The sequence below is a fragment of the Halorubrum salipaludis genome (assembly GCF_002286985.1).
GTDB classification, from domain to species: domain Archaea; phylum Halobacteriota; class Halobacteria; order Halobacteriales; family Haloferacaceae; genus Halorubrum; species Halorubrum salipaludis.
Genome location: NZ_NSKC01000002.1, coordinates 440,119 through 461,754 on the forward strand (window position 1 = coordinate 440,119; position 21,636 = coordinate 461,754).

Genomic DNA, 21,636 nt, shown 5'->3' on the forward strand with positions numbered 1-21,636 from the left:
GTAGCCGTCGAGAACGCCGTTTCCGTCGGACTCTTATTGAGGAGCGATCTACGGGACCCATGAGCGAGTACGCCGTCGACGAGTCGACGATCTTCGAGACGCCGCTGCTGGAGCTCGATCTCGACCTCGAGTCGGACGCGGACGTGTACGCCAAAGCCGAGTGGTTCAACCTCTACGACGCTCCGCACGGCGGCGGCTCGGTCAAGTCGCGCATCGCGAAGGGGATGTTGGACGGCGCAGAGGAGCGCGGCGACCTCGACTCCGGCGTCACCGTGATCGAGCCGACCTCCGGCAACACCGGCAGCGAGGTCGCGCGCCTCGCGAACGCCCGCGGCTACGACGTGGAGATCGTCATGCCGGACAACGCCGCGGGCGGGAAGGTGGAGGCGGTCCGGGACGCGGGCGCGGAGATCCACTTCGTCGACGCCAACCTCGGCTACGACGCGGTGATCGAGCGCTGCGAGGCGATCATCGCCGAGGACCCCGACGCCTACTACCGGCCGAACCAGTACGAGAACCCGGACAACCCCGGCACCCACAAGCGCACGACCGCCCGCGAGATCTACGAGGCGACCAACGGCGACGTGACCCGGTTCGTCGCCGGGGTCGGTACCGGGGGGACGATCACCGGGACGGGACGCGGCCTGACCGACCTGACCGACGGGAGGGCCGAGATCGTGGGCTTCGAACCGGACGAGCAGCTCCACGCCATCGACGGGCTGAAATACCTCAAGTCGGGCGACCACTACCACCCCGACACGTACGACGAGTCGGTGCTCGACCGGACGGAGTACGCCACGACCTCGGACGCCTACGACCAGGCGCGGGCGCTCCGCGAGCGCTACCAGGACCGCGAGATCGCGATCGCGGACCCCGGCCAACACGACGAGGCGACGGTCCGGGACCACCTCCGCGTCGACGACCAGTTCGTCATCGGCACGTCCGCCGGCGCGGGCGCCGCCGTGGTGGCGAACCTCGACGCGGCAGGCGACCTCGACGACGACGATGTCGTCGTGTTCATGCTGTGCGACCGCGGCGACAAGTACGCGGACATCCCGCTCTGGGAAGACTACTTATAAGCGAGACGTCGAACGGGCGGAGGACTGACCGGTAACGACCGGAGAAGGACGGTTACCGACCGCCGCTGGCGGCCGGGATGACGCGGACCTGCGCGTCCGCCGGGACCTCGGCGTCGAGGCCGTCGACGGGCGTTCCCTCGACGTAGACGTTGATGAACTCCTTGATCTCGCCGTCCTCGATGACGCTGTCTCTGAGCTCCGGTCCGTGTTCGTCCGCGTGGTTCTCGAACAGTTCGCGGACCGTCTCGCCGGCGACCTCGACCTCCGAGGTCGAGGATCCCCCGACCAGCACGGCCGGCAGTTTGATCGTTGCCATACCTCCGGTTCGCCGTCCTCACCAAAAAGGGGTCCGTCGACGGCAAGCTACACCCCGGCCTAACACGACCGGGTGACCGAGGAGTACCGGCCCTTTCCGCCGATCGGAGGCGATACACGGGCGGCTCGGCTGGCGGCAGAGGGGCCCGCCGAGCGGTCGTGCGCCCCGAGCGCACCTCCGAGAAGGCGGCAGTACCTCCGGTGGGCGGCTGGCTTATGAGTTTCCGGTGCGTACCGTCGTCAATGAGCGATCTCGACCTCGATCCCACTCAGCTCGATCGGTACTCCAGACACATCATCATGGACGACGTGGGCCCCGAGGGCCAGAAGGACCTGCTCGACGCCGAAGTGCTCGTGCTCGGCGCGGGCGGGCTCGGCGCGCCGATCATCCAGTACCTCGCCGCGGCCGGCGTCGGCACCCTCGGGATCGCCGACGACGACGAGGTGGAGCTGTCGAACCTCCAGCGCCAGGTGATCCACGGGAACGACGACGTGGGGCGCAAGAAGGTCGACTCCGCCGCCGACTTCGTCGAACAGCTCAACCCCGACATCGACGTACGGAAACACGAGCTCCGCGTCCGCCCCGACAACATCGAGGAGCTCATCGACGGCTACGACTTCGTCGTCGACGGCACGGACAACTTCGCGACGCGGTACCTCGTCAACGACGCCTGCACGCTCGCCGGGATCCCCTTCTCGCACGGCTCCATCTTCAAGTTCGAGGGGCAGGTGACGACGTTCGCGGGCGACGACGACTCGCCGTGTTACCGCTGTCTGTTCCCCGAGGCGCCGCCGGCCGGGATGGTCCCGAACTGCGCGACCGCCGGCGTCCTCGGCGTCCTCCCCGGCACCGTCGGCTGCCTGCAGGCGACGGAGACGGTCAAACACATCATCGGCGAAGGGGAGACCCTCGACGGCTCCATGCTCTTCTTCGACGCGCTCGACATGGAGTTCGACAAGGTGGAGATCCCCAAGCGCGACGACTGCCCCGTCTGCGGCGACGACCCCGCCATCGAGTCGGTCCACGACGTGGAGTACTCCGCGTCCTGCGCCATCGACGTCGGCGGCGACGAGGCGGAGCCGGAGATCGAAGCGAGCGACTGACCGCCTTGGCTCCCGCGCGGTGAGCGCGGGCCCGCCGCACCACACTTATCCGACGGTCCGACGAACCGTCGCCACATGACCGACGAGCCGAGCGGCCGCAACCTCGACGGCGACGCGCCGGTCGCGGAGGCCGTCGTCGAGACGGAGGAAGCGACGATCACCGAGGACGCCGAGCTCGAGCGCACCATCGGCCTGACGGGCGGCCTCGCCATCGGGATCGGGACGATGATCGGGGCCGGGATCTTCGTGTTCCCCGGCCTCGCCGGCGGCGAGATCGGGACGGCCGCGAGCGCCTCGTTCGCGGTCGGCGGGGTGATCGCGCTTCTCGTCGCGCTCCCGACCTCGGAGCTGGCGACCGCGATGCCGCGGAGCGGCGGCGGCTACTACTTCATCTCGCGCGGGCTCGGGACGCTCGCCGGGACCGTCATCGGGCTGTCGCTGTGGCTCGGGCTGGTGTTCGCCACCGCCTTCTACCTCGTCGGGCTCGGGTACTACGCGCTCGACGCGCTCGCGCAGGTCGGGGTCACGGTCGGTGCGAGCTCGGAGGCCATCGTCTCCGCCATCGCCGTCCTCGCCGGCGTCGCGTTCACCGTCCTGAACGTCACCGGCACCGAGAACGCCGCGAAGCTCCAGAACGGCATCGTCGCGCTGCTGCTCTCGATGCTGACCGCCTTCCTCGGGTTCGGACTCTTAGAGGCGTTCGGGGTCATCGCCGTCGACACCCCGCCCGGGCAGGCCGCGGACGTCTGGGAGGCCGTGCCGATCCTCTCGGTCGCCGCGCTCGTGTTCACCTCCTACCTCGGGTTCGCGCAGGTCGCGACGGTGGCTGGAGAGATGAAGGACCCCGGACGGAACCTCCCGCTGGCGATGGTCGGCTCCGTGGTGATCGTCACGGTCATGTACGTGTTGACCATCTTCGTCGCGACGAACATCTTCACGCGGGACACGCTGTTGGCGTCCGGCGAGACCGCCATGGTCGAGGTCGGCCGGGCGCTCCTCGGGCCGGCCGGGGCGCTGGTGATAATCGTCGGCGGCCTGCTCGCGACGATGTCGTCGGCGAACGCGTCGATCCTCAGCACCTCGCGGGCGATCTACGGGGTCTCGAAGGACGCGCTCCTCCCGCGGTGGGCGAGCCGGATCAACCTGCGGTACGGCACGCCGCACGTGGCGCTCGGCATGGCCGGCGGCCCGGTGGTCGTGCTGGCGGCGACCGGCCAGGTGCAGCTGCTCGCCGAGGTCGCCTCCTTCCTCCACCTCATCATGTACGGGCTGATGTGCGTCGCGCTCGTCGCCATCCGCCGAGACCGGCCCGAGTGGTACGACCCCGACTTCGTCGTTCCCGGGGGACCGGTCATCCCCGTCCTCGGCGCGCTCGCCAGCTTCGGCCTGATCGCCTTCATGGACCGGCTCTCGATCGGCGTGGGGGCCGCGGTCATCGCCGTCACGGCCGGATGGTATTTCTACTACGCCCGCGACGTGGAACTCAAGGGGGCCCTGTAATGACACGAGTGCTCGTTCCCGTCGCGGTACTGGAGGGCGAAACGGTCTCGCCCGGCCTGATGTCGCTGCTCGGCACCGTCGACGTGACGGTGCTCGGCCACCACGTCCTGCCGGAACAGACGCCGCCGGATCAGGCGCGGCTCCAGTTCGAGGAGCGCGCCACGGCCGCACTGGAGGACCTGAGCGAGGAGTTCCGGGCCGCCGGCGGCGCCGCCGACCACCGGCTCGTGTTCACGCACGACCGCGAGCAGACGGTCCAGCGGGTCGCCGACGAGGTCGGGGCGAACGCGCTCGCCGTCTCCAGGCCGACCGGCGACGTCGAACGGGTCCTCGTGTCGCTCTCGGGCGACGTCGACGCCGACCGGATCCTCTCGTTCGTCGAGACGCTGGTCGGCGACCGCGACGTCGGGGTCACGCTGTTCCTCGCGGCGGGGGCGGAGATGCCCGACGAGGCCGCGACGGACGACGCCGCGACCGACGACGCCGACCCGACCGATGCGACCGACCCCGGAGTGGCGGACGAGCAGAACGGCGCGGCCGACGGGAGCGACGGAGACGAAGCGCGACTGGAGGCCGCGGCCGATCGGCTCCGCGAGGCGGGGATCGACGCGACCACGGAGCGAGCGACGGAGGGGTCGGCGTTCGACGCGCTGATCGACGCGGCCGCCGGCCACGACGCCGTCGTGATGGGGGAGCGCGCGCCCTCGTTCCGCTCCTTCTTCTTCGGCGACGAGAGCGGTCGGGTCGCGGCCGCCTCGGTCGGGCCCGTCCTCGTGGTCCGGAACCGACCGGAGCCCGCCGAGGGCGACGCCGACGCGACGCCCGACGGCGAGGAGTAGCGCGGCGGGACGCGGCGTTATTTAAAAGAGGTCTACCGCTCGTTTAAAACACCTACCGTTTGCTTCGCACAGAGACCGTCTCCTGCTCGAACCCGTCGTCGTCGCCGCGCCAGCGCCACGAGCCGACGAACGGGTAGCCGTCGAGCGCGCAGATGACGTACGAGTGGTCGGGCCACGTGGCCCGCGCGGCGTCCGTCTCGCTCGGGTGCGTCGGCCCGGTCGGGTGCGAGTGGTAGAAGCCGACCACGTCGAGCCCGTCGTCCTCGACCGTCTCGATGAGCTCGAACTGCTCCTCGGGGTCGATCAGGTAGCGGATCTCCGGCGTCTCGGCGACGTTCTCCGCCTCGTAGGTGCGCTCGACGACGCTCGGCTCGCCGTCGTCGCCGTGCCTCCCCGCGAGGACGCCGCAGATCTCGGCCTCGCCGCCCTCGTACGCGTGGTACACGATGTCGTCGTAGACCGCCCGCGAGAGTTCGATCATGGGTGGTGTGAGGGGGCTCCGACCGATAAGTCCGTCCCGTCCGGCAAGCGACGCGCCGCGTCAGAGGTAGCGGCAGGGGTTGGCCGGCGCGGAGCCTTTTTACCGTCCCCTCCGGAAGCGCCCGTATGAGCGACACCGCGGCGGAATCGCCCGCGCCAACCGCCGACGAGGCGCTGCACACGACGCTCGACATGCCGTTCGACGACGCGGTCCCGTTCGTGCAGATCGAACACGAGCTCGCCGACTTCGAGACGGTCCGCGTCACCCGCCTCGACGAGATGATCGAGGGAATGTTGGGCCACGACGACGTGGAGCGCACCGCCCTGATCGTCGTCTGTCACCCGGAGATCGCGTACGACGCGCTCTCGATCGACCCGACGCTCGCCGGGATGTTACCGTGTACCACCCTCGTGTACGAACGCGAGGGCGACGACCGCGTGCACGTCCACCACGTGTCGGCGACGAAGGCGATCCGGGACCTGGGCTGCGCGCCGGGCGACTGCGACGACGCCGTCGACGACCTCGTGGAAAAGACCGGCGATCTGATGACGGTCGTCTGGGAGAACATCGAGGAGCACGGCAAGGAGTAGCGCGGTTGAGGGTATTTTTAAATTCCTTCGACGCGCCTGAGCTTCTCGCGCACGTCCCCCGGCGTGGCGTACGGGCCGCCCTGCACGCGGTGGTCCGGAAAGAGGATCGGGATCGGGTTCTCGCGGAGCGCGTCGGTCACCAGCTCTAAGTCCTCCGGGTCGTCGGCGTCGAGCGCGGCCAGCCGCGTCAGGCGGCTGACCGAGACCTCCTCGCCGTAGGGGATCGTTTCGAGCGCCTCGAGGACCCCGCGGCGGTCGGTCGGCACCGTGAGCCCGGTTTCGACGTCGTCGAACGCGTCGCGCTCGCCGCCGACGTACGCCTCGATCCGGTCGAGCAGGTCGTGGTCGGCCGAGGCGTCGTCCGGCGCCGCCGCCGGGAACGACACCGAGATGACGCGACCGCCGGCGAAGCCGACCTCGACGGCCCGTTCGATCCCCTCGACGTCGCGGGCGAAGACGCCCGACGTTCCCGTCGTGTCCATACCCGCGATCCGTGACCGCGACGGTTAAATCGACGGGAGACGCCGGCGTCGCGGGCCGCGATCGCGGGGGGATCGCCGGACGGGGCCCGTCGCGCAGGGACAACCGCGCCCGCAAGCCTTATGAACAGATACGTGCATTAGTGTACACTAATGGAGGATCAATCCGAGCTGGCCCCGGCGGTCAGATCGATCCTGTCGGCGACCCGCGACCGGGCGGCCGAGGGCCGATCCGGCGAGGTCGCCGTCGATCCGCGCGGCCTGCGGGCGGCGTTCGACCGCGCGGAGGCGGACGGGCGCGTTCCCGTGATCGCCGAGGTCAAGCCCACGAGCCCGACGACGGAGGGGACCCGCGAAGACGACCCAGTCGCGCTCGCGGAGGGGATGGTCGCCGGCGGCGCGGCCGCGCTGAGCGTGCTCACCGAGCCGGAGCACTTCGGCGGGAGCACCGACACGCTCGAACGCGTGCGCGAGGCGGTCGACGTGCCGGTCCTCCGGAAGGACTTCGTCGTCGCGGAGTCGCAGCTCGACGCGGTCGAGAGCGACGTGGTCCTGCTCATCGCCCGGTTCGTGGGCGACGACCTCCCCGACCTGCTCGCCGCCGCCCGCGACCGCGGCTTCCAGGTCCTCGTCGAGGTCCACGACCGCGACGAGCTGGAGCGCGCCCTCGACGCGGGCGCCACGACGATCGGCGTGAACAACCGCGACCTCGCGGAGCTGGTCGTCGATCTCGGAACCTTCGAGTCGGTGGCGCCCCACGCCCCCGACGACGTGACGCTGATCGCCGAGAGCGGGATCGGCTCGCCCGCCGACGTTCGGCGGATGCGCGCCGCGGGCGCCGACGCCCTCCTCGTCGGCAGCGCGATCATGGACGGCGACGTGACGGCGAACACGCGGGAGCTGGTGCGGGCGGAGGCCGACGCGGAGGCGTCGGATCCGGCCGAGACGGACGCGGCGGACGCGGAGCGGACGGAGACAACGGAGCACACCACATGAGCGAGACCGACACGCGGACGACGGACGAGGCGGAGAGCGCGCGACGGCCGGGACGCGAGCGCGGCCGAGAGGACGGGAAGTTCGGCCGCTACGGGGGCCAGTACGTCCCCGAGGCGCTGATGCCCGCGATCGAGGAGCTGACCGACGCCTACGAGCGCTACGTCCTCGACAACGAGGACGGTTTCATGGACGAGTTCCGCGAGCGGCTCGCGGACTTCGGCGGCCGGCCGACGCCGCTCCAGCGCGCCGACCGGCTCTCGGAGCGCTACGACACGGAGGTGTACCTGAAACGGGAGGACCTCGTGCACGGCGGCGCGCACAAGCTGAACAACGCCCTCGGACAGGTCCTCTTAGCGAAGTACATGGGCAAAGAGCGGATCATTGCCGAGACCGGCGCCGGCCAGCACGGCACCGCGACCGCGATGGCGGCCGCCCACCTCGACATGCCCTGCACGATCTACATGGGCGAGCGCGACATCAACCGCCAGCGCCCGAACGTCTTCCGGATGAAGCTCAACGGGAGCGAGGTGAAGCCGGTCACCACGGGCCGCGGGACGCTGAAGGAGGCCATCTCCGAGACGATGCGCGACTGGGCGGCGACGGTGGAGGACACCCACTACGTGATCGGCTCGATCGTCGGGCCACACCCGTTCCCGGTGATGGTCCGCGACTTCCAGGCGGTCATCTCCGAGGAGGCGCGCGAGCAGTCGATCGAGAAGACCGGCGGCCTCCCGACGGACGTGGTCGCCTGCGCGGGGGGCGGCTCGAACACGATGGGGTCGTTCGCCGAGTTCGTCGACGACGAGGCGGTCGACTTACACGCCGTGGAGGCCGGCGGCTCGACGCTGGAGGTCGACGAGGAGGCCGGTGTCGCCCCGAACTCGGCGTCGCTGTTCGCGGGCGACGAGGGCGTGCTCCACGGCGCGCGCACGAAGCTCCTGCAGGACTCCGACGGCCAGATCATGGAGAGCCACTCGGTGTCCTCCGGGCTCGACTACGCCGGCGTCGGCCCGGAGCTCGCGTACCTCGTCGACGAGGGGCGGGTGAGCCCGGTCGCGGTCGACGACGACGCCGCGCTGGAGGGGTTCCACCGGCTCTCCTCGACCGAGGGGATCATCCCGGCGCTGGAGACCGCACACGCGTTCGGGTTCGTAGAGGAGCACCACGAGGAGCTCGGCGAGCGCGTCGTCGTGAACGTCTCCGGGCGCGGCGACAAGGACCTCGACGCCGCCATCGAGGAGACGGACAAGCGCGACATCGCCGGCGCGCCCGACATGTCGATGTTCACGGGGGGGATCTGAATGGCGGACGCCGGCAACTCGGCCGCGATCGCCGAGGCGTTCGCCGACGGCCCCGCCTACGTCCCCTACCTCGTCGTCGGCGACCCGGACTACGACTCCTCGAAGGCGTACGTCGAGGCGCTCGACCGCGGCGGCGCCGACGTGATCGAGCTCGGGCTCCCCTTCTCCGAACCCATCGCTGAGGGGTCGACGATCCAGGAGGCGCTCGTTCGCTCGCTCGACGCGGGGATGACGCCGGACCGGTTCTTCGCGTTCGCGGAGGAGCTGGACGTCGACGCCGCCCTAGTGTGTATGACGTACTACAACCTCATTTATCAGTACGGGTCCGGAAAGGCGCGAAGCGCCTCGGACGCGAGCGGTGAAACCGCGAGCGCCGGCCCGCGCCCCTTCGTCGAGCGCGCCGCCGCCGCGGGCATCGAGGGGCTCGTCGTCCCGGACCTCCCGGCGGAGGAGGCCGACCCGCTGCGGGAGGCCTGCGACGAGTTCGGGCTCGATCTGGTGTTCATCGTCGCGCCGACCACACAGGGAGACCGCCTCGACCGGATCATGGCCAACGTCTCGGGGTACGTCTACGTCCAGGCGCGGCTCGGGACCACCGGCGCGCGCAGCGACGTGTCCGACCAGACCACCGAGAGCCTCGACCGGCTCCGCGAGTACGACGTGCCGAAGGCGGTCGGGTTCGGCATCTCGACGGGCGAGCACGCCGAGCGCATCGTCGCCGGCGGCGCCGACGGGATCATCGTCGGCTCGGCGCTGGTCGACATCGTGGCCGAGGGCGTCGAGGACGACCTCTCGACCGCGGCGGTCGCCGACCGGCTGGAGGCGCTCTCGCGGGAGCTGAAGGACGGCGCGGAGCGCGGCTACGCCGCCCGCGTCGAGGCGGCGGAGGCGGCGGAATCGACTCCGCCCGAGTCGCGGTGACCCCGGCTTCGAGCCAATACGTCCCCGAACGAAACCCACTTACCTACGATTGCCACACTCTCACACAACGACCGACACCAATATGACAGCAGGACTCTCGGCACGACTCGACCGCATCTCCACGAACGACCGATACCTCATCGTCCCCATGGACCACGGGCTCACGATGGGCGCCGTCGACGGCCTCGTCGACATCGAGTCGACGATCGACGGCGTGACGAGCGGCGGCGCGGACGCGGTGCTCACCCAGCGGGGGATCGCGCCGCGCGTCCACGAGCACAAGAACGACGCGGGGTACATCGTCCACCTCAACGGGTCGACGACGATTGGGCCCGACGAGAGCGACAAGCGCGTCACCGGGACCGCGGAGGATGCCGTCCGGGCCGGCGCCGACGCCGTCTCCTTCCACATCAACGTCGGCTCCGACCACGAGCCGGACCAGATCGAGGAGCTCGCGGAGCTGACCGCCGACGCCGAGCGCCTCGGCCTCCCCGTCCTCGCGATGGCCTACGCGCGCGGCCCGGGCGTCGACGAGACCGACCCCGAGGCGCTCGGGCACGCGGTGCGGCTCGCCGAGGAGGTCGGCGCCGACGTAGTAAAAACGGGATACTCCGGCGACGGCGACTCGTTCGAGCGCGTCACCGAGTCGACGCGGCTCCCGGTCGTCATCGCCGGGGGGTCGAAGGGGACCGACCGCGACACGGTGGAGATGGTCCGCGGGGCGATGGACGGCGATGCGGCCGGCGTCTCGATGGGGCGGTCGATCTTCCAGCACGAGGACCCGGAGGGGATCGCCCGCGCCGTGTCGGCGGTCGTCCACGAGGACGCGTCGGTCGAGGAGGCGCTCGCCGCGGGCGGGTTCGTCGAGGCGTAGACGTCGAGCCGTAGGCGTCGAGGCGTTTCGGCGGCCCGGCTCAGCAGGCGGCCCGCATCTGCTCTTCCGGCTCCGGCTCGCCCACCGGTCCGTTCGGATCCACCGGCTGCTCGACGTGGAAGACGGTCACGGACTCCACGCTGCGGTCCGTTCGCTCACAGACGTAGTCCGCCACCGGTCGATACCGCGACTCTCCGGCGTTCTTCATCCTGAATCCGAACTGGTGCCAGAGGGTCGTCGGATACGTCTCCGCCGCGTCCGGCGGCGGGTCGTACGTGACCGCCTCCCCGTCGCGCATGTCGACCGAATCGCCCGATTCGAGCGTCCCCCGGACGACGTACCAGCCGGAGGCGTCCGGCGGGTTCGGCGCGAAGAACGACCAGCTCACTTCCGACAGTTCACCGCTCGATTCCGACGCCGGGAGGTCGACGAGTCCGATCCCCGCGGCCTGCCACCACACGAGCGCGAGGAAGAAGCCCACGAGCAGCAGGGCCGATCCCACCCGGATCCCGCGACGCACCCGTGAGGGAGCCGGAGACGCGGCCGCGGTCGCGCTTTCGCCGTCGCTTCGGTCGTCCCACTTTGCGCGTCCCCCGTCGCTGCGGGACGCGCGCTCGGTGGGTCGAGCGGAGCCGCGGAGCTTCGACGTGGCGGCCTCGACGAGGTTCCAGGCCCCGGGCGGGAAAAACAGGAGCAGGACCGAGATCATGACGAACGGGAACACGGCGAGCCGCATCGTCGCGGCCATGCCGAGGTGCGCGGAGACGAACGCGAGCGCGACTCCGGCCCTGAGCCACCCGGTCGCGACGACCAGCAGAACGGACGCCGAGAGGAGCGCGATCCAGAGCCAGTTTATGATCGCGAGGACTGCGGCGTGCTCCGAGACGAACGGACCCATCCCCACGATAAACTCCTCCAACTGGAAGATACGAGGGACCGCGACCCCCGACATCCACGCGTCGCTCTGGTACTTAGAGACCGCGTTCGCCGCGTAGATCGACACGAGCGTCAGGAGCGTGACGGCCGTTCCGAGCGAACAGACTCGGGGATCGGCGCCGTGCTCCGGCTCGTCACCGGCCTCTCCCCCGGCGTCGTCCCGATCGGTATCGCCGCTCCGGCGATCCGCGTTGAGCGACCACCGAGCGTCGAGCGGGAGAAAGAGGCTCAGGAAGAGGAACACGACCAGAATCGTGTTCCCGCCGTTGATCACGTACGGGTTCCGAGCGTACAGCGACGCGAGCAGGACGAGCGAGAGACCCGTCGATGTCCGCGTTCGATAGCCGACGAGCAGGCAGCCGGCGGCGCAAACCGCGGTCGCGAGGAGCCCCGTCTGCACCCACGCCGAACCCGACACCGCGTGGATCGAAACGCGCTCTAACAGCGGCAGGACCTCCGCGAGCGTCGAGCGCGGCAGGACGCCGTCGTCCGTGTAAAACGTCCGTACCGCCGGCAGCCGATAGACCAGCAGGTCCCCCAGAAGGAGGAGCGCCACCGCGATCCGGAACGCGCCGAGCGCTCGGGGATCGATCCCGAGGTGCGGCCTGGCGCGCTCGCGGAGGGTGTCGCGCGCCGCGGCGCATCGAGAGCGCGCCTTCGAGAGGCGCTTGCGTGGTGGCGTCATTCGGGTGTGTGATCTAAACGATGTGATCTCTCTGATAAGTGCTTTGTCGTCTCCGAGGCCCCCCTATCGAGCGCAACGCCCGACCCTTTCGCAGTTTTCAAGCCCGCCCGCCGTGAGGTTCCGACAATGACACGCACGGTCTGGGTGAAAGCCGACGGCGAGGTCGGCGACTGGGAGGCGCGCAAGCGACGGATCACGGCCGCCATCGAGGCCGGCGCGGACTGGGTGCTCGTCGACGAGGGCGACGTGGGGCGCGTCCGAGAGCTCGGCGACGTGAACGTCGCCGCCTTCCGTTCGGACGCCGACGTGATCGACGACGCCGAGAGCGACGCCGAGGCCGACGCCTACTTCGTCGGGAAGGGCGGCGAGGGCGACGGCACCATCGACATGCCCGAGGACCTGTCGGGCTCCGCGGACCTGACCACGCTCCGCCGGCGCGACGACCGCGCGCAGGGCGCGTACGTCCGGGTGCTCGGCACCGAGTACGAGCGCTTCGCGCAAGAGGCGGCCGCGGACGCCGAGTTCACGGTGATCGTCGGCGAGGACTGGTCGATCATCCCGCTGGAGAACCTGATCGCGCGGGTCGGCGAGGAGACGCACCTCGTCGCGGGCGCGACCACCGCCGCGGAGGCGAAGACCGCCTTCGAGACGCTGGAGATCGGCGCCGACGGCGTCCTCCTCGACGCCGACTCCCCGGACGAGATCCGCGGCGCTGTCGAGGCCCGCGACGCCGCCGACCGCGAGACGCTCGACCTGCGACACGCCGAGGTGACCGAGATCGAACAGACCGGGATGGCCGACCGGGTCTGTATCGACACCGGCTCGCTGATGGACGACACGGAGGGGATGCTCGTGGGATCGATGTCGCGCGGGCTGTTCTTCGTCCACGCGGAGACCGCGGAGTCGCCGTACGTCGCCTCGCGCCCGTTCCGCGTGAACGCCGGCGCGGTCCACGCGTACGTCCGCAACGCCGAGGGCGGCACCAACTACCTCGCGGAGCTGGCGAGCGGCGACGAGGTCCAGGTCGTCGACACCGACGGGCACACCCGAGAGGCGGTCGTCGGCCGCGTGAAGATCGAGAAGCGCCCGATGTTCCGGATTCAGGCCGAGGTGGAGACGGACGAGGGGACCGACCGGATCGAGACGCTCATCCAGAACGCCGAGACGGTGAAGATCGCCACGAGTGAGGGGCGGAAGGCGGTCACAGAGGTCGAGCCCGGCGACGAGGCGCTCGTCTACTACGAGGACGTGGCGCGCCACTTCGGCGAGGCGGTCGAGGAGAGCATCATCGAGAAGTAGCGAGACTGAGCGAAGCGAAGTCTCGTACGCGAACGGCGAAGCCGCGAGCCGAGCGGCCAACCGAAGGGAGGCCACTACCGAGGGGGATCCGGCGGCGACTCTTCGCTCCGGATCCGGTCGGCGTCGCGTCGACCCGAACGCATTTGTGTGACACGTCTGACTGCTGTCACATGGCAGTCGCGAACGAGCGCCGGCAGGTCGCAGAGTTGGGCTTCGTCGATCGGATCCGCCACCTCGCGGACGCCGCGAATCCGGCGTTCGCGGCCGGGAGCTTCCTCGTGCCGCTCGCCTTTCTCGCCGCGAGCCTCGCGCTCGCGAGCACGGAACTGCTCTTCTACACCCACGTCGCCGCGGGCGCGGTGTGGTTCGGCTTCGCCATAATCTTCCCCGCGATCATCGGCCCGACGCTCGGCGGCCTCGACGAGGAGGCGGCGGCCGCGGTGAACGCCACGCTCATTCCGAAGGCGGTCTTCTTCCTCGTCGGCTTCTCGCTGACGACGGTCCTGTCTGGCACGGTGCTTCTGACGCCCGATCTCGGGCTCGGCTACGGGTTCGTCGGCACGTGGTCGTCGATGGCGCTCGGCGTCGGCTGGGGGCTGTTCGCGTTCGGGCTCGCCGTCCCGCACCGGCTGCAGCTGTCGGCGTACTACGAGACGCTGTCGCCCGATCCGGACGGCTCGCGGCTCGAGTCGATCGAGAAGAAGAACCTCGTCGTCGGGCTGTTCGAGGGCGCCGTGATGCTCGGACTCGTCGTGTTGATGACCGGGTTCCGGCTGTAGGACGGGGCGGCGGAGTCCCGACCGTCTCGGCTCAGATCCCGTACAGCTCGCCGTACTTCTCCTCGACGTAGTCGGTGAACGCGTCCGCCGAGAACTCCTCGCCCGTCGCGCGCTCGACGAGCTCGTTCGTCTCGTAGCGGGCGCCGTGCCGGTGGACGTTCTCGCCGAGCCACTCCCGGAGCTCGTCGAACTCGCCGGCGGCGATCTTCCCGTCGAGGTCGTCGATGTCGTCCTCGGCCGCTTCGAACAGCTGGGCGGCCATCACGGAACCGAGCGAGTAGGTTGGGAAGTAGCCGAAGTTGCCGTGGCTCCAGTGGATGTCCTGCAGGCACCCCTCGGCGTCGTTCTCGGGGCGGATCCCGAGGTACTCCTCGTACTTGTCGTTCCAGACCTCCGGCACGTCCTCGACCGCGAGGTCGCCGCGGACCAGGTCCCGCTCGATCTCGAACCGGACGACGATGTGGAGGTGGTAGGTGAGCTCGTCCGCCTCGACGCGGATCAGGTTGTCCTCGTGGACCTGATTGAACGCTTGGTACGCGTCCTCGACGGTGGCGTCGTCGGTCTCGGGGAAGTGCTCTTTGAAGGTCGGCAAGAATAGCTCCCAGAACTCGCGGCTGCGACCGACGTGGTTCTCCCAGAGCCGCGACTGCGACTCGTGGACCGAGAGGTCTCGCGACTGGCCGAGCGGGGTCCCGAACTCCTCCTGCGGGAGCCCGAGGTTGTACTGCGCGTGGCCGAACTCGTGGACCGTCGAGCCGATCGCGCCGAGCGGGTCGGACTCGTCGAACCGGGTCGTCACCCGGCAGTCGAACTGGTTGCCCGCGGTGAACGGGTGCGAGGAGACGTCGAGCCGGCCGCGGTCGAAGTCGTAGCCGACCAGTTCGAGCGTCTCGCGCGCGAGCGCCTCCTGCTCCTCTTCGGGGAACGTCCCCTCGAAGGTGTCGACGGCGAGGTCGGCGTCGGACTCGCGGATCGCGTCGATCATCGGGACGAGCGTCTCCCGCAGCTCCGTCAGGATCGACTCCGCGCGCTCCATCGAGAGGCACGGCTCGAACTCCTCGAAGAGCACTTCGTAGGGGTCCCGGTCGGGGTCGATGTGCTCGGCGTACTCGCGTTTTAGCTCGACGTGCTTCTCAAGGTGGGGGGCGAACGTATCGAAGTCGTCCTCGGCCTTCGCCTCCTCCCACGCCTGCAGCGCCTCCGTACCGGTCTCGGAGATCTCCTCGACGAGGTCGACGGGGACGGCGTCGGCGCGCTCGTACTCGCGCCGGACCTCGCGCACGACGGCGGCCTGCTCGTCGGTGAGGTCGGCGTCGGCGAGTTCGTCGAGCAGCTCGCCCGTCTCCGCGTCGGTGACCATGTCGTGGCGGACCGAGGAGAGCGTCGAGAGCTGCTTCGAGCGGGCGGGGGTGCCGCCCTCGGGCATCATCACCTGCTGGTCCCAGCCGAGCACGCCGGCCGCGCTCCCGACCGCGTTCCACTTCCGAACCCGGTCTAAGAGGGCGTCGTACGCGTCCGGGGCGTCGGCTGCGTCGTCGGCCGCGGCTTCCGTTGCCATACCTCGCGGATCGGCCGCGTCGGTTAAGAAGGGACCGGACGCGGAACTCCGACGAGCCCCCCGCGTTCGGAACCGTTCCGCGACGACGCGGCGGTTCCTCGAACGCGAGATATATCCGAACCGCCGCTGAACGACCACCAACCGATGCCCGAAGCCGACGACGAGTTCATCGACCTGCGGTCCGACACCGTCACGACGCCCTCGGAGGCGATGCGCGAGGCGGCCGCGACCGCCGAGGTCGGCGACGACGTGTACCGCGACGACCCCACCGTCAACGAGCTGGAGCGCCGCGCCGCCGACGCGGTCGGCACCGAGGCCGCGCTGTACGTCCCCTCGGGGACGATGGCCAACCAGATCGCGGTCCACGTCCACACCGAGCCCGGACAGGAGCTCCTCTTGGAGCGCGAGTCGCACATCTACCGCTGGGAGCTGGCGGGCGCCGCCAAGCTCTCCGGCGCTCAGACCCGGACGATCGACGCCGGCGAGCGCTGCGTCCCGACGCCCGACGCGGTCCGAGAGGGGATCGTCGGCGAGGACCTCCACCGCCCCGGCACCGGGCTCCTCGCGCTGGAGAACACCCACAACTACCGCGGCGGGACGGCGATCCCGGTCGAAGCGATCGCCGCGGCCGCCGAGGCCGCTCGCGACGCCGACGTGCCGGTCCACCTCGACGGCGCGCGCGTGTTCAACGCCGCGGTCGCGCTCGGCGTCGACGCGAGCGAGCTCGTCGCGCCCGTCGACACCGTCTCCTTCTGTCTCTCCAAGGGGCTCGGCGCGCCGGTCGGCTCGATCGTCGCCGGCGACGAATCGTTCGTCGAGGAGGCCCGCCGCGTCAGGAAGCTGTTCGGCGGCGGGATGCGGCAGGCCGGACTGATCGCCGCGCCGGGCCTGCTCGCCTTAGAGAACGTCGAGCGACTCGCGGACGACCACGCCAACGCCGAGCGGCTCGCGGCCGGACTCGACGCCCTGGACGGGGTCGACGCGCCCGCTCCCGACACCAACATTGTCGTCGCGCACACCGACGACGCCGGTATCGCAGCGTCCGACCTCGTGGCGGCCTGCGAGGACGCCGGCGTCGGCTGCGTGGAGTTCGACGAGTACACGACCCGGTTCACCACCCACCTCGACGTCGGCCGCGACGACGTGGACGCCGCGGTCGAGCGGGTTCGCGACGTGATCAGGGAGCTGGCGTAGTTCCGGGGTTACACGCGACGCCGCGATCGGTTATCCGGGTTTTACTGAGGCGATTCCCAAGAGAATGTACATCCCGGTTCTCACCAGTACAGGCCGGCAGCGATCGACATCGGGGGTGAATGTAGCGAATTGGCTGATCGGTTGTTTATAAGTCAGGTTGCGACATCGCTGGCAGGCATTTATAAATGATTGACGGCTTAGGAGTGAGGGGCTGCAAAGCTCCAGTCGCTGCGGGCAGCGCACACTCGCTGTCGTCCGAAAGGCGCTTCGCACCTCTGGCAGTCGAGCAAAATTCGACCCGGCCGCGTCGTTCGTTATAAGTGCCCGTCGCTGTCGCTCACTGTCCGTTTAAAAACCGTCTTGCCACCGCCGATCTGCGAGACTCGCTCCCGCAGTTGGCGCAGGCTCGGACATCGAATGTCGACCGCGGACGTTTTCGGTCAACGTCGACCGCGGACGTTTTCGGTCAACGTCGACCGCGGACGTGTTCCGTCGGGCGATACGCACTCCTCGCCGACCGGCTGTTGGACGCGATACCGTCTCTGAACGAAAGGACTTCGACGGGGCCGGGAGCGTGACCCTCGGAACGACCCGCCCTACTCCCGGACGAGCAGTTCGATCTCGTGGCCGTCCTGGTCCTTCGTGAACGCGTAGTTGTGGTCGCAGGACTCCGGATCGCGGTAGTCGGGCGCCTCGCGGGTCATCAGGTCGTCCCACGCCTCGTCGAGGTCGTCGACTCGGACGCAGAGGTGGCCCCAGCCGTCGCCCATCGTGTACTCGCGGCCGTCGTAGTTGTAGGTGAGCTCCAGCTTCATCGCCTCCTTCGGCGCGTCCTCGGGGGCCATGAAGTAGTTCGAGAAGGTGTCGGCCTCCCAGCGCCCGGCCGGCTGCTCCGTGTACTCGAACTTGCGGGTCCAGTAGCCGAGCGCCTCGTCGGCGTCCTCGACGCGGATCATGGTGTGGTCGATGCTCCACTTCGCGCCGTAGTCGCGCTTGACGATCTCGATCTCGTGGCCGTCGGGGTCCTTCACGAACGCGTAGCGGTTGCCGCACGACTCGGGGTCGCGGTAGTCCTCGACGCCCTCGTCCATCAGCTGGTCGTACGACTCCTGGAGTGCGTCCTCGGGGACGCGCACGGCGATGTGGCCCCACGCGTCGCCGACCTCGTAGGTGTGGTCGCCGTGGTTGTAGGTGAGCTCCAGCGTCGCGCCGTCCTCGTGCAGCTCCTCGGGGCCGAGGTAGACGTTGGTGAAGGTGTCCGCCTCCCAGCGTCCCTTCTCCTCGTAGTTCAGGTGGGTCTGGTACCAGTCGAGGCTCTCCTCTAAGTCCTCGACGCGGATCATCACGTGATCGAAGGTTCCGTCCATACGCGATCCGTCGGTCGCTCGCCCCAAAAGCGTACTGAAGGGATCGGCGCTGGCCGCGATCCGGCCCCGCGGGGGAGCCGTCACGGCAAACGCGTTCCGCGTTTTCTCCGGTTATTTCCGTATTAATTGATTGGTACCGGAGATTGATACGTAACCGGCGGGACGCGCCGCGAACGGCGCCGCTCGCCGATCGATGCAAGACAAACGAGATCCGCCGTCGACCGCGATCGACGGCACCGACGAGTCGTATCACGCTGAAGCAACACTCGACGCGGCGTCGACCTCCCGGTCGAAGCCGATCGGTACCGAGGCGACGGTCGCGGCCGCGTCCGCGCCGACCGGCGCGGCGAGCGAGGCGAAGCCGACGCGCTCGGCCGAACCGAATGTGACCGAACCGAACGCGACGGAACCGAACGTGACCGAACCGACCGGCCCCGGACACGGGCTCCTGCAGTCGCTCGTCGGGCTCGCCTCCGGATCCCCGTTCGTGGCGGTCGTCGCCGCGCTCGAAACGGTCATCGCGACCGTCCTGCTGGGGGTGCCGCTCTCGGCCGCGCCGGCCGTGGTCGGGCTCGTCGCGTTCGCGGTGTACACCGTCGACCATGTCGCCGACGCGGCGGCGGACGCCCGGTCGACGCCGGGTCGCGCGCGGATCGCGCTCCGGTACGGCGATCAGCTGATGATCGCCGCCGCCCTCGCCTACGGGCTCGCGGTGGCGCTTTCGATCGCGGGCGGACCGCTCGCGCTCGGCGTCGCGCTGCTTCCGGGAGCGCTCTGGATCGCGTACGCCTCCGACTGGCTCCCGAACGCCGGGCGGGCCCTCCGATCGCTCGCGCCGGAGGCCGGACTCGGGACCGGACTGCGGCTCCCGCGCCTGAAGGAGGTCCCCGTCCTCAGTTCCGTCGTCGTCGCCGCGGGGTGGGCGATCGCGGTCACGCTGCTCCCGCTGGCGTTCGCCGGAGGTCCGGGCTCGGGCGCCCCGACGGCTGGTCTCTCGGTATTCGGCGCCGCGCCGATCGAGCCGGTCGTCGCGGTCGCATTCGCGTACTTCCTCCTGCGGTCGTTCGTCGACACCGAGCTCCCGAACGTCCGCGACGTGGAGGCGGACGCCGCGGCGGGCGTCTCGACGCTCCCCATCTCGCTCGGCGTCCCCCGGACCCGGCGCGTGCTGTACGGGGTCGACCTCCTCACGGCCGCGACGCTGGCGGCGGCGACCGCGACCGGGGTCCTCGCGCCGGGGATCGCCGCGGCGCTCGGCGTCGGGCTCGCGGCCTCGCTCGCGGTCACCGCGCTCGCCGGTCGCGTCGACGACGCAGGGGTGCTGGGGGTCGCCCCCGACTGCACGTACCTCGTCGTGGCGGTCGCGCTCGCGCTCGTCGCGGCGTGACGGACCGGCGGGTGTGACCGGGCCGCCGAATCCGATCGGGCGCCGCCCGACATCGGCGCGGCCTCGCTGTCCCCGCGTTTCGTTCGCAGAAGGCGGCCGCGGACGGAACGGAACTGTCTGTCCGCCGGAGTAAAATGATTTATATCCTGGACCTCTGCAAATAACCGTGATCGGCCTCAGCCCGCTTTCGGTCGCGCTGCTATGCGCCGTCGTTACGGGTACGTCAGCGGGGATCCTCGCGTGGCGCGAGCGGCCGGAGGCGGGCGCGACGTGGCTGACGTTGCTGCTCGTCGGGCAGGTCTGGTGGACGACCTTCCTCGTCTTCGAACTGGAGGCGTCGACCCTCGCGGCGAAGTCGCTGTGGTACGACGTGCAGTGGCTCGGGGTGGTGATCATCCCCGTCGGATGGCTGCTGTTCGCGCTGGAGTACACGGGCCGGGAGCGGTACGTGACGCCGCGGCTCGTGGCGGGGGTTTTCGTCGCCCCGATCGTCACCCTCGTCGTCGTCGCGGTCGGCGACCCGTGGGGCCTCATCGTCGCCGACCGCGAGGTCGCGTCGACCGCGGTCGGCTCCTTCCTCCGCGTCGAGACCGGGCCGTGGTACTACGTCATCGCCGGGTACACCTACCTGCTCGGGCTGTTCGGGTCGATTCCGATCCTCCAGCTCGTTCGGGACGACGCGCGGCCCTTCCGGGGACAGAGCGCCGCGCTGATCGTGGGCACGGCGGCGCCGTGGGCCAGCAGCGTCTTCCACCTCACCGGGTCGCTCCCGGTCGCCGGACTCGACCCGACACCGCTCGCGTTCGCGGTGTCCGGGGTGGCGTACCTCCTCGCGCTCTCGCGGTTCCGGCTCCTCACGCTCGCGCCGGCCCCGCGCCGTCGCGCGCGCCAGCTGGTGTTCGAACACCTCCACGATCCGGCGTTCGTGATCGGGACGGAGGGGCACGTGATCGACCTGAACCAGAGCGCGGCGGACACGTTCGGGATCGACCGGCGGACCGCGATCGGAGAACCGGCCGACGCGGTCGTCCCGCGGTACGACGACGTCTCCGCCGAGGAATCGGACCGGTCGCCGCTCTCCATCGTCGGATCGGAAGGGCGGCGCCCCTACGACGTCACCCTCCGGCGCATTACCGACGGGCACGACCGCCCGACCGGCGAGGTGGTGGTGTTCCACGACATCGGCGAGTACCTGGGGCAACAGCAGCGGCTGGACGTGCTCAACCGGGTGTTCAGACACGACGTGCGGACGGAGACGAACCTCATCACCGGGTACGCCGACCGACTGCACGCGGATCCGACCGACGAGCGGGCGCTGTCGGTGGTCAAGCGGAGCGCCGCGCGCATCCTCGAGCTCAGCGAGCGCACCCGGACCGCGAGCGAGCTGTTCAACCCGATGACCGAGGCGCCCCCACCCGTCGCGCTCGGGGCGCTCGTCGACGAGACGGTCGCGGCGCTCCGGGCCGAGTTTCCGGCGGCGAACGTCTCCGTCGAGGGGGCGGTTCCGGCCGTCCGCGTCCCGGCGGTGGTACGGGTGATCGCGGAGAGCCTGTGTTCGAACGCGGTCCGGCACAACGACAGCGACCCCCCGTCCGTGTGGCTCAGCGCGACCGCGGAAGCGGGGTGGATCGAGCTCTCGGTGGCCGACGACGGTCCCGGGATCGACGAGGCGGAGCGCGAGGTCCTGAAACGCGGCACGGAGACCCCCCTGGAACACGGCAGCGGGCTGGGCCTGTGGATCGTGAAGTGGGGGACCAATCAGGTCGGCGGGAACGTCGCGTTCGACGACCGGGAGCCCCGCGGGACGATCGTCACCGTCTCGGTGCCGGTCCGGGGGGACGCCGACGGGGATGCGGACGCCGACGCCGACGCCGACGCGAACGCGGGCAGGGCGGAGACGCGAGCGCGATGACGACCGCGGGTCGGTAGGCACTTGTCCGCGGCCTGTCTTG

General features: G+C 70.1%; 20 protein-coding genes. 14 read left to right on the top strand and 6 right to left on the bottom strand.

Features of this window, described 5'->3' with window-relative positions; all coding sequences use genetic code 11:
- Positions 1-59 precede the first annotated feature (59 nt).
- Entirely contained in the window at positions 60-1,079 is a 1,020-nt protein-coding gene (locus CK500_RS04850) for a pyridoxal-phosphate dependent enzyme (RefSeq protein ID WP_095636121.1), read from the top strand.
- Positions 1,080-1,131: 52 nt separating this feature from the next.
- Here the strand turns inward: CK500_RS04850 and CK500_RS04855 are convergent, their stop codons facing one another.
- Entirely contained in the window at positions 1,132-1,395 is a 264-nt protein-coding gene (locus tag CK500_RS04855) for a MoaD/ThiS family protein (protein ID WP_095636122.1), read from the bottom strand.
- Between the two features lie 242 nt (positions 1,396-1,637).
- On the opposite strand from CK500_RS04855, the gene ubaA reads away from it, so the two are divergent.
- The 3 genes from ubaA (at position 1,638) to CK500_RS04870 (ending at position 4,837) form a co-directional block, all read left to right on the top strand.
- Positions 1,638-2,498, top strand: a complete 861-nt coding sequence (gene ubaA / locus CK500_RS04860; protein WP_095636123.1) for an SAMP-activating enzyme E1 — start codon at positions 1,638-1,640, stop codon at positions 2,496-2,498.
- A gap of 75 nt (positions 2,499-2,573) precedes the next feature.
- Positions 2,574-3,998 (top strand): APC family permease, encoded by a 1,425-nt coding sequence (locus CK500_RS04865; RefSeq protein WP_095636124.1) that lies wholly within the window; start codon positions 2,574-2,576, stop codon positions 3,996-3,998.
- Entirely contained in the window at positions 3,998-4,837 is an 840-nt protein-coding gene (locus CK500_RS04870; RefSeq protein ID WP_095636125.1) for a universal stress protein, read from the top strand. Before CK500_RS04865 ends, CK500_RS04870 begins: the two co-directional genes overlap by 1 nt.
- A gap of 52 nt (positions 4,838-4,889) precedes the next feature.
- On the opposite strand, the gene CK500_RS04875 is transcribed toward CK500_RS04870, so the two are convergent.
- A complete protein-coding gene (locus tag CK500_RS04875; protein WP_095636126.1) occupies positions 4,890-5,318 on the bottom strand; it encodes a desampylase in 429 nt (142 codons plus the stop codon).
- 125 nt (positions 5,319-5,443) lie between these two features.
- On the opposite strand from CK500_RS04875, the gene CK500_RS04880 reads away from it, so the two are divergent.
- On the top strand, positions 5,444-5,908 hold the full coding sequence (locus tag CK500_RS04880; protein ID WP_095636127.1) for a DUF302 domain-containing protein: 465 nt from the start codon (positions 5,444-5,446) through the stop codon (positions 5,906-5,908).
- A gap of 17 nt (positions 5,909-5,925) precedes the next feature.
- On the opposite strand, the gene CK500_RS04885 is transcribed toward CK500_RS04880, so the two are convergent.
- A complete protein-coding gene (locus CK500_RS04885) occupies positions 5,926-6,390 on the bottom strand; it encodes an MGMT family protein (RefSeq protein WP_095636128.1) in 465 nt (154 codons plus the stop codon).
- A 150-nt stretch (positions 6,391-6,540) separates the two neighbouring features.
- Between CK500_RS04885 and trpC the strand changes: the two genes are divergently transcribed.
- From trpC to CK500_RS04905, 4 genes are all read left to right on the top strand, one after another.
- Positions 6,541-7,383 carry an indole-3-glycerol phosphate synthase gene (trpC, locus tag CK500_RS04890; protein ID WP_095636129.1) on the top strand — a complete coding sequence of 281 codons (843 nt, stop codon included), beginning with the start codon at positions 6,541-6,543 and terminating at the stop codon, positions 7,381-7,383.
- On the top strand, positions 7,380-8,684 hold the full coding sequence (gene trpB, locus CK500_RS04895) for a tryptophan synthase subunit beta (RefSeq protein ID WP_095636130.1): 1,305 nt from the start codon (positions 7,380-7,382) through the stop codon (positions 8,682-8,684). Before trpC ends, trpB begins: the two co-directional genes overlap by 4 nt.
- Positions 8,685-9,605 carry a tryptophan synthase subunit alpha gene (trpA, locus tag CK500_RS04900; RefSeq protein ID WP_095636131.1) on the top strand — a complete coding sequence of 307 codons (921 nt, stop codon included), beginning with the start codon at positions 8,685-8,687 and terminating at the stop codon, positions 9,603-9,605. It abuts the gene before it with no gap.
- Positions 9,606-9,687: 82 nt separating this feature from the next.
- The gene (locus CK500_RS04905; RefSeq protein ID WP_095636132.1) at positions 9,688-10,479 is read left to right on the top strand and encodes a 2-amino-3,7-dideoxy-D-threo-hept-6-ulosonate synthase; all 792 of its coding nucleotides are present in this window, start codon (positions 9,688-9,690) and stop codon (positions 10,477-10,479) included.
- A gap of 40 nt (positions 10,480-10,519) precedes the next feature.
- Here the strand turns inward: CK500_RS04905 and CK500_RS04910 are convergent, their stop codons facing one another.
- Complete coding sequence (locus tag CK500_RS04910) at positions 10,520-12,100, bottom strand: HTTM domain-containing protein (protein ID WP_095636133.1); 1,581 nt, start codon at positions 12,098-12,100, stop codon at positions 10,520-10,522.
- Positions 12,101-12,226: 126 nt separating this feature from the next.
- Here CK500_RS04910 and CK500_RS04915 point away from each other — a divergent pair, with 126 nt between their 5' ends.
- Both CK500_RS04915 and CK500_RS04920 read left to right on the top strand, forming a co-directional pair.
- Positions 12,227-13,399 carry a 3-dehydroquinate synthase II gene (locus CK500_RS04915; RefSeq protein WP_095636134.1) on the top strand — a complete coding sequence of 391 codons (1,173 nt, stop codon included), beginning with the start codon at positions 12,227-12,229 and terminating at the stop codon, positions 13,397-13,399.
- A 170-nt stretch (positions 13,400-13,569) separates the two neighbouring features.
- Positions 13,570-14,178 carry a hypothetical protein gene (locus CK500_RS04920; protein WP_095636135.1) on the top strand — a complete coding sequence of 203 codons (609 nt, stop codon included), beginning with the start codon at positions 13,570-13,572 and terminating at the stop codon, positions 14,176-14,178.
- Between the two features lie 31 nt (positions 14,179-14,209).
- Here CK500_RS04920 and CK500_RS04925 read toward each other — a convergent pair whose 3' ends face one another.
- Positions 14,210-15,736 carry a carboxypeptidase M32 gene (locus CK500_RS04925; RefSeq protein WP_095636136.1) on the bottom strand — a complete coding sequence of 509 codons (1,527 nt, stop codon included), beginning with the start codon at positions 15,734-15,736 and terminating at the stop codon, positions 14,210-14,212.
- Between the two features lie 144 nt (positions 15,737-15,880).
- Between CK500_RS04925 and CK500_RS04930 the strand changes: the two genes are divergently transcribed.
- On the top strand, positions 15,881-16,930 hold the full coding sequence (locus CK500_RS04930; protein WP_095636137.1) for a threonine aldolase family protein: 1,050 nt from the start codon (positions 15,881-15,883) through the stop codon (positions 16,928-16,930).
- Between the two features lie 596 nt (positions 16,931-17,526).
- Here CK500_RS04930 and CK500_RS04935 read toward each other — a convergent pair.
- The gene (locus CK500_RS04935) at positions 17,527-18,297 is read right to left on the bottom strand and encodes a VOC family protein (RefSeq protein ID WP_095636138.1); all 771 of its coding nucleotides are present in this window, start codon (positions 18,295-18,297) and stop codon (positions 17,527-17,529) included.
- A 193-nt stretch (positions 18,298-18,490) separates the two neighbouring features.
- Here CK500_RS04935 and CK500_RS04940 point away from each other — a divergent pair, with 193 nt between their 5' ends.
- Together CK500_RS04940 and CK500_RS04945 are read left to right on the top strand one after the other, a co-directional pair.
- Positions 18,491-19,684 (top strand): UbiA family prenyltransferase, encoded by a 1,194-nt coding sequence (locus CK500_RS04940; protein WP_198951494.1) that lies wholly within the window; start codon positions 18,491-18,493, stop codon positions 19,682-19,684.
- Between the two features lie 166 nt (positions 19,685-19,850).
- Positions 19,851-21,596, top strand: a complete 1,746-nt coding sequence (locus CK500_RS04945) for a histidine kinase N-terminal 7TM domain-containing protein (RefSeq protein WP_095636139.1) — start codon at positions 19,851-19,853, stop codon at positions 21,594-21,596.
- The last annotated feature ends 40 nt before the right edge of the window (positions 21,597-21,636 follow it).

Coding starts and splice junctions, on each gene's coding strand:
- CK500_RS04935 (WP_095636138.1), bottom strand. CDS start 18,297: ATGGACGGAACCTTCGATCACGTGATGATCCGCGTCGAGGACTTAGAG.
- trpA (WP_095636131.1), top strand. CDS start 8,685: ATGGCGGACGCCGGCAACTCGGCCGCGATCGCCGAGGCGTTCGCCGAC.
- CK500_RS04880 (WP_095636127.1), top strand. CDS start 5,444: ATGAGCGACACCGCGGCGGAATCGCCCGCGCCAACCGCCGACGAGGCG.
- CK500_RS04865 (WP_095636124.1), top strand. CDS start 2,574: ATGACCGACGAGCCGAGCGGCCGCAACCTCGACGGCGACGCGCCGGTC.
- CK500_RS04915 (WP_095636134.1), top strand. CDS start 12,227: ATGACACGCACGGTCTGGGTGAAAGCCGACGGCGAGGTCGGCGACTGG.
- CK500_RS04870 (WP_095636125.1), top strand. CDS start 3,998: ATGACACGAGTGCTCGTTCCCGTCGCGGTACTGGAGGGCGAAACGGTC.
- CK500_RS04920 (WP_095636135.1), top strand. CDS start 13,570: ATGGCAGTCGCGAACGAGCGCCGGCAGGTCGCAGAGTTGGGCTTCGTC.
- CK500_RS04875 (WP_095636126.1), bottom strand. CDS start 5,318: ATGATCGAACTCTCGCGGGCGGTCTACGACGACATCGTGTACCACGCG.
- trpC (WP_095636129.1), top strand. CDS start 6,541: ATGGAGGATCAATCCGAGCTGGCCCCGGCGGTCAGATCGATCCTGTCG.
- CK500_RS04850 (WP_095636121.1), top strand. CDS start 60: ATGAGCGAGTACGCCGTCGACGAGTCGACGATCTTCGAGACGCCGCTG.
- CK500_RS04940 (WP_198951494.1), top strand. CDS start 18,491: ATGCAAGACAAACGAGATCCGCCGTCGACCGCGATCGACGGCACCGAC.
- CK500_RS04910 (WP_095636133.1), bottom strand. CDS start 12,100: ATGACGCCACCACGCAAGCGCCTCTCGAAGGCGCGCTCTCGATGCGCC.
- CK500_RS04925 (WP_095636136.1), bottom strand. CDS start 15,736: ATGGCAACGGAAGCCGCGGCCGACGACGCAGCCGACGCCCCGGACGCG.
- ubaA (WP_095636123.1), top strand. CDS start 1,638: ATGAGCGATCTCGACCTCGATCCCACTCAGCTCGATCGGTACTCCAGA.
- trpB (WP_095636130.1), top strand. CDS start 7,380: ATGAGCGAGACCGACACGCGGACGACGGACGAGGCGGAGAGCGCGCGA.
- CK500_RS04855 (WP_095636122.1), bottom strand. CDS start 1,395: ATGGCAACGATCAAACTGCCGGCCGTGCTGGTCGGGGGATCCTCGACC.
- CK500_RS04885 (WP_095636128.1), bottom strand. CDS start 6,390: ATGGACACGACGGGAACGTCGGGCGTCTTCGCCCGCGACGTCGAGGGG.
- CK500_RS04930 (WP_095636137.1), top strand. CDS start 15,881: ATGCCCGAAGCCGACGACGAGTTCATCGACCTGCGGTCCGACACCGTC.
- CK500_RS04905 (WP_095636132.1), top strand. CDS start 9,688: ATGACAGCAGGACTCTCGGCACGACTCGACCGCATCTCCACGAACGAC.